The organism is Companilactobacillus versmoldensis DSM 14857 = KCTC 3814 (assembly GCF_001434295.1).
GTDB lineage: Bacteria > Bacillota > Bacilli > Lactobacillales > Lactobacillaceae > Companilactobacillus > Companilactobacillus versmoldensis.
Genome location: NZ_AZFA01000024.1, coordinates 25,250 through 31,383 on the forward strand (window position 1 = coordinate 25,250; position 6,134 = coordinate 31,383).

A 6,134-nucleotide genomic window follows, 5' to 3' on the forward strand; every position below is an offset into this window, starting at 1 on the left:
TCAGGTGACTAACCACCGTAACCAAAACGTTCTTTAGTTTGATCCACGATCGATTTAGCCATTTTGGTACCGCCAAAGATTGAAGCCTGACCAGCCTGATATTCATAGCCACCAGCTTCTGAAACTACCTCTTCGATACCGCCTTGATTAAAGATTACGGCCGCAGTATTTTCCGGAATATAGATCTTCGAACCATTAGTGACGACGGCCGCTGATCCCTTGAAGTTTGAACTCCTACCATTATTGGATGCAACAAAAACACCTGGTGCAATCACAACATGCTCATCGAAATCGTCAGCCGTGATTATATCTTTCCATTGGTCAGCTAAAGTGCCACCTAGGGCACCAGTAAATGCTTTAATTAATCCCATAGTATTTTATTTTCCTTAACTTATAATTAATCGGACTTAAAATTGATAATGCCCGATTATATTATTAATATTTTTGATGGTATAAAAAAAGTCGCTGGCGAGATAACTCTCACCAACGGCTCTTAGTTTCAAAATTAATTTGAAATTAGTTTAATTTTTCTTTGTGTGTAACGTTCAACTTGTCATCCAAGTCATAAACAACTGGTTCACCAGTTGTCATTTCAACATCCATGATGTCTTCGTCAGAAATGTCTTCGATGTATTTTGTTAGGGCACGTAGTGAGTTACCATGTGCAGCAATGATAACGTTCTTGCCATCTAACAACTTAGGAGCAATTTCGTCTTCCCAGAAAGGAATAACACGTTCCAAAGTAACCTTGAGGTTTTCGCCACCAGGGATGATCTTTGGATCCAAGTTTGCGTAACGACGGTCTTTAGCAGCTGAACCTTCGTCAGTAGCTTCCAATAATGGAGGTAAAGTATCATATGAACGTCTCCAGATATGAACTTGTTCATCACCATATTTGTCAGCAGTTTCTTTCTTGTTCAAGCCTTGAAGTGCGCCATAATGACGTTCGTTCAATCTCCAAGTCTTCATTTCAGGAATCCATAATTGGCCACAGCCTTCAAGAGCATAGTGCAATGTCTTGATAGCACGAGTTAATACTGAAGTATAAGCTTGGTCGAATTCGATACCTGATTCTTTAAGAAGCTTACCAGCATTTTGTGCTTGTTTAACGCCTTCTTCACTAAGGTCAACGTCAACCCAGCCAGTAAATTGATTAGATAAATTCCATTCACTTTGTCCGTGACGAATGAAAACTAATTTTGCCATTTCATTTCCTCTTTTCATTTCTTTAACACGATACATTTTACACGATTTAGGCAATAAAAAAAAGTGGTACGTACCCACTTTTAGTGTTTATATATTGGCGTCTCAACGTCCTCCAAAGTCGAAATATCCATATCGACCTTAGCGTTCTTGTTCAAGTAGCCATTAACATTGTCATTACCGGCAAAAACAGCTGTGATTTTATCCGTTCCATTGAGCAAATCAGTCACGATGCTGGCATTTTGATCTTGCGTCATCACGATGGGGATTATCTCGATACTGTATTTACGTAAGTCGAGCAATTTCTTATAAAAAGCTGAATCGATCGAAACGAAGATTGTTGCCTGCATATTGCGTAATGCCTGATTCTTCAACCACCAGAAGATCAACTCTTCATCACTCTTGAAGGTACTGATCAAAACATTCCCCCGAGAGAATAACTGAATAAATGGTTCTTCATCGGTATAATTCTTGATCAAGACGAGAGTGCCATCTTGACGATAAAAGTTTTCGCGAATGACCCGATTAGGATTTTGGGGATCATAAAATTGCGTGGCGGAGTTGACGCCATTGACATCGAAAATATCACGACTCAATAACTTGCGGTCGTCATAGTGACGGATGACTTTCAATTGGCCATGGCCATTTCGAGCGACTTCCATGATCAAATTATCATCGTCATAAATCTTGTCGACATTCTTCTCCTTATCATGTTCAACTTTGTAGTCTTCTTGAAATGGAATCTCAGCTGCAGTGATCGGCATGTTTTGATTGCGTCCTTGCAAGTCGTTGTACATATTCAATAAGTAAGAATTAGGATTTACGAGGTCAGAATTTTGATAGTCAGCCCAAGTTTGATTGGCTAGATCATCATAAGAAACCGTAATGGTATTAGCTAAAAAACCGTGGTCATTGAATGTTTGTGTCAATTTAGTCCACATTTGACGTTCGCCTTCATCTGGATCAGTTTCCAAGTGGTCACTGAAGATGAAATAATTTCGGTTAGGGTCCAAGAAAATCTCATTGGCCATTTCTGAAGAGCCGAACCATTTCTTCAAAGATTCGTTGATCTTAGCAATCTGGTCGTTCGTTTCAGTTCTGGCGTTGTCTTGGTCTTTACCTAAACTACGCAAAACATAATTGTAATAACTTCGTGACGATAACAATTGATAACGCAATTGTTTTTTAACGTCATTTTCTTGGTTGATGATACCTTCAAGATCTGCTTGAGTACCGACCCAATCCTGATTATCTTTTTCAGGAACAGCTTGTTCTTCATAATAATAACCATTCATTTCGGGACCATCTGATTGAACCGAGTCACTGGCTACAAAGTCACGATCAGTTGCTTGGGGCTGATTTTGTGGCATCTGCATTTGGTTTTGATCATTATTATCGATCGGTGGATTCATATTTTGACCGTTCATTGGTGTAGCTTGTTGATCTGGTTGGATCGGTGTGCTATTTATATTAGGATCAACATCTGGTTGTTGTTGTGGAAATGGCGGTACACTGCTGAATTGTGGTGTACCTTGTGATCCGTCAGTATTTTCTGTGGACCGACTTCTTTTGTTATCACCAGATTTTTTATTTCTATCAAAAAATGACATAACCAAATCTCCCTTATGTATTCAGAATGTGGTTTTAGTTCACTTTGCCTGACCACATGTTAAGTTCTATTATAAATGAACAACTATTATCCCTATTATAATAAAGAAAAGTGCCCAAATGGGCACTTTTCGTTTTTTTTATGATTTTTTAAACTTCCACGGTCGCATCTTCGGTTTCTTTTTACCACCTATCTGGTGAACTCCTAGGATATCTAAGAAGAAGACGAAGATCGGGATACCGACGATCAAGCCCCAAGTCCCTAGTAATTCTTCAGAAACTATCAGGATGACGAAGGTAAAGAAGATCGGCAAATGAGTCATGCTCGACATGAATTTTGGATTTAAGAAATATGTTTCGATCATGTGGATCACGATGACCATCACAATAATGTAAACGACGTACTTCAAACCATCGACTGAGTAAGCCACGAAACTTAGTGGGATCAAGGAAATGATCACACCAGCCACTGGGATCAGTGACAAGAAGAAGACCATGGCGGCTAAGGCGATGACGCCTGGCATCTGCATTACGATCAAGGTAATAGTCGTCAAAACAGTGTTGACGACCGCAATCATCAATTGCGCTTCGATAACAACACCAAAGGTATTGATGAATTTTTGACCGTAATAACGGATATCGTCAAACAGCCAGCTATAGTTACTGTTCAAAAATTGACGTCCAAACTGATTCATTTCATCAACTTGGGAAGTATAGAAGAAACTCAAGATGAATGATAAGAAGATATTGACGCCAGTAGCACCAACGCTGGAAACGTAATTTACCAATTGCGAGGCAAACGTCTTGATCTGGTTATCTAAGTTGATCTGTTGAAGATAATCATAAACATAAGCTAGATATTGATTATCGCGGACTTCCTTACTTTGATAAAACTGAGTCAACGAATTAACGATTTTGACCGACTGATGAACTAATTGCGGGATATAGTTGGTGACCGCAAAGACTAGTAAGGCAATAATCAGGATATAAGTCGGTGCAATGATCCACATTGGCTTGAGCTTGAAATGTTTTTGAACCGCTCTAACTAACTGAACTGACAGGAACGTAAAAATAAACGTTAGTAAGAATAAGCTCAACATACTTCTAAACAAATAGAATAAGACAATAACTACGACTAGTAAAACAGCTCGACGGAGCCGTTTGTTAGCAACAAATTTGTCATATAGACTCATACACAAAACTCCTTATGGCACAAAGGTACAAATAAGTAGAACGATCATCATCAACATGATGGTTTCAATCGTGTATCTATAATACCAGATAATTGCTGTAAACTCACGGAACATCGCGGGCCATTTGAAGACTGGCATTGTTATTGCCGGTACGAAACTGACTACAAAACCAACTGCTTCAGCAAATTGCTTCGAGCGTGGAATGTGGAACTCACTCGTCACTACGACGATCTTAGGATTTCTTTCCCCTTGCCAGTGCTGCTTGACCAAGATCGAAGAGAACTCCAAATTTTCTGAAGTATTCTCCGATTCCTCTTCGACTAAGATCTGTTCGTCAGGTATCCCCTTTTCCAACAAATACTGACGCATAATAGCTGACTCTTTGATCTTCGTGATCGAACTCTTGCCACCACTGACGATGATCATCGGCTTCTTTTCCATGTTGCGATAAACTTGTAAAGTCTTATCCAAGCGACTCATCAATATAGGTGGGATCCGATTACTCATGAACTTCGACCCCAAGACTACGATGTAGTCTGCTTGGCTGACCGATTCGTCCTTCGAATAATACCTGACATAAAAATAATAAATCCCCATTATAATCAAAAACATTAAATCGGCGCAGAATATGAAAGCTAAAAATATCGTATAGATCGGCGATATTTGTGGAAAATTCTGCAATTTAATAATCGGTGGAACTAAACCAAATATAAATATGATCAACGCAGCTAATGTAGGTAAGGGATGCCGACTAAATAAAAATCTAACATTCCAAACCAGAGCAAATTCCAGCACAGCCACGATTACAATATAAGTAAAAAATGACATATGTCTTCCCTCGTTTGTTAGATCCAGTGTCTGGATCTGTGATTTGATTAGGCATTACTGCCCCCTTGCTTAATCGTCACAGGTCGTTTCAGTTCAGGAACAATCTCAATTTCAAAAAATATAAAGATTCTTTCCTGATTATCAACATTATACAACGAAACTAGCATCATTTGTTAGATTGCCAGAAAGCTTGCAAGACAAAAGGCCAGCAGGTTTGCTGACCTTTTTTAATTTTTATTTATTCATTTATATTCAAAATATAAATCATTTTATTAAGCTGCCGTGTAGTGACAATATGAGTCCATGACCCATTCATTGGTCGAAACACGATAGTACGTATGATCACGGTAAGTCCGTTGCTTATCAGTGTACCAAGGAGTGTCGTTAGCCAAACCACGGTTAACAGTCTTGGCATTGCCAGAATTATCAAACGAAACTAATGGCACCATAAAACTCGATGAATTATCAACTCTGACCGTTCCCGTTTGACCAGAAACACCGCCATTGTTAGTCGAGCCATTGTCGACAGTCATCGAACCATTCGACATCGCATTGTAATACGTATTGATCAGCGGAATAAATTGATCCACGCCATAACCCCATTTAGCAAAGTAGCCAGTCGGGTCAGTATGGTCAGTCTCGTGGAACCATTGAGATACTTGGGCATGCGTGACAACAGTCGTACCATATTCAACTGGTAAATTATACTTATGGAGCATCGAGGCAACATAGTAAGCGTCGTTAGCTACTGAACGAGCAAATTGGTCAACCGTAGCAACTTCACAAAGCTCAATTTGAATATATCTTGCATTGGCAGTCGGACCAGCACCCCAAACACCATAATCAGTATTGTGAATATTAATTGTTTGCGTGTCGTCAGTAAAAGCATGGACATAAGTCTCCAAACGTGGCCAATTATTATTGAAGCTTTGGGCAAATCTAGCCGCTGAAACATTGGGATCAGCTGTTTCATGAATCAAGACACCTTCTGGATGTCCGACACCATTCTCATAACCGAACCACTCGCTGAACGTCCCCTCTTGATAAGTGATCGGCACTGGTGCGATATCATGCTGAGTAATGTATTGATTGATCCAAGAGTCAGCTTTGGCTTCTTGAGTCCCCAATGATTGCGGCGCAACTTGCTCAGTTGCAACTAAGCCAAAACCGGTCAGTGACACAGCCAATGCCAGTCCAGCCCAAAACTTTTTTCCAAAAATCATTTTCTATTCCCCCTTAGAAAATCCCCTGACAAGAAAAAAAGACTTAATCAATAAGTAATTATGGGTCTAAACTTTCTGG

6 protein-coding genes are annotated in these 6,134 nt (G+C 39.6%); all 6 read right to left on the reverse strand.

Annotation, left to right across the window (positions count from 1 at the left end):
- Positions 1–8 precede the first annotated feature (8 nt).
- Entirely contained in the window at positions 9–371 is a 363-nt protein-coding gene (locus FC27_RS11955) for an SPFH domain-containing protein (protein WP_010625110.1), read from the reverse strand.
- Positions 372–516: 145 nt separating this feature from the next.
- The gene (locus tag FC27_RS09945; protein WP_010625111.1) at positions 517–1,206 is read right to left on the reverse strand and encodes a 2,3-diphosphoglycerate-dependent phosphoglycerate mutase; all 690 of its coding nucleotides are present in this window, start codon (positions 1,204–1,206) and stop codon (positions 517–519) included.
- Positions 1,207–1,286: 80 nt separating this feature from the next.
- Positions 1,287–2,813, reverse strand: a complete 1,527-nt coding sequence (locus FC27_RS09950) for a hypothetical protein (protein ID WP_010625112.1) — start codon at positions 2,811–2,813, stop codon at positions 1,287–1,289.
- 138 nt (positions 2,814–2,951) lie between these two features.
- Complete coding sequence (locus tag FC27_RS09955) at positions 2,952–4,004, reverse strand: AI-2E family transporter (protein WP_010625113.1); 1,053 nt, start codon at positions 4,002–4,004, stop codon at positions 2,952–2,954.
- Positions 4,005–4,016: 12 nt separating this feature from the next.
- Complete coding sequence (locus FC27_RS11665) at positions 4,017–4,832, reverse strand: YdcF family protein (protein ID WP_081483564.1); 816 nt, start codon at positions 4,830–4,832, stop codon at positions 4,017–4,019.
- 272 nt (positions 4,833–5,104) lie between these two features.
- Entirely contained in the window at positions 5,105–6,055 is a 951-nt protein-coding gene (locus tag FC27_RS09965; protein ID WP_010625115.1) for a peptidoglycan recognition protein family protein, read from the reverse strand.
- Positions 6,056–6,134: the final 79 nt, after the last annotated feature.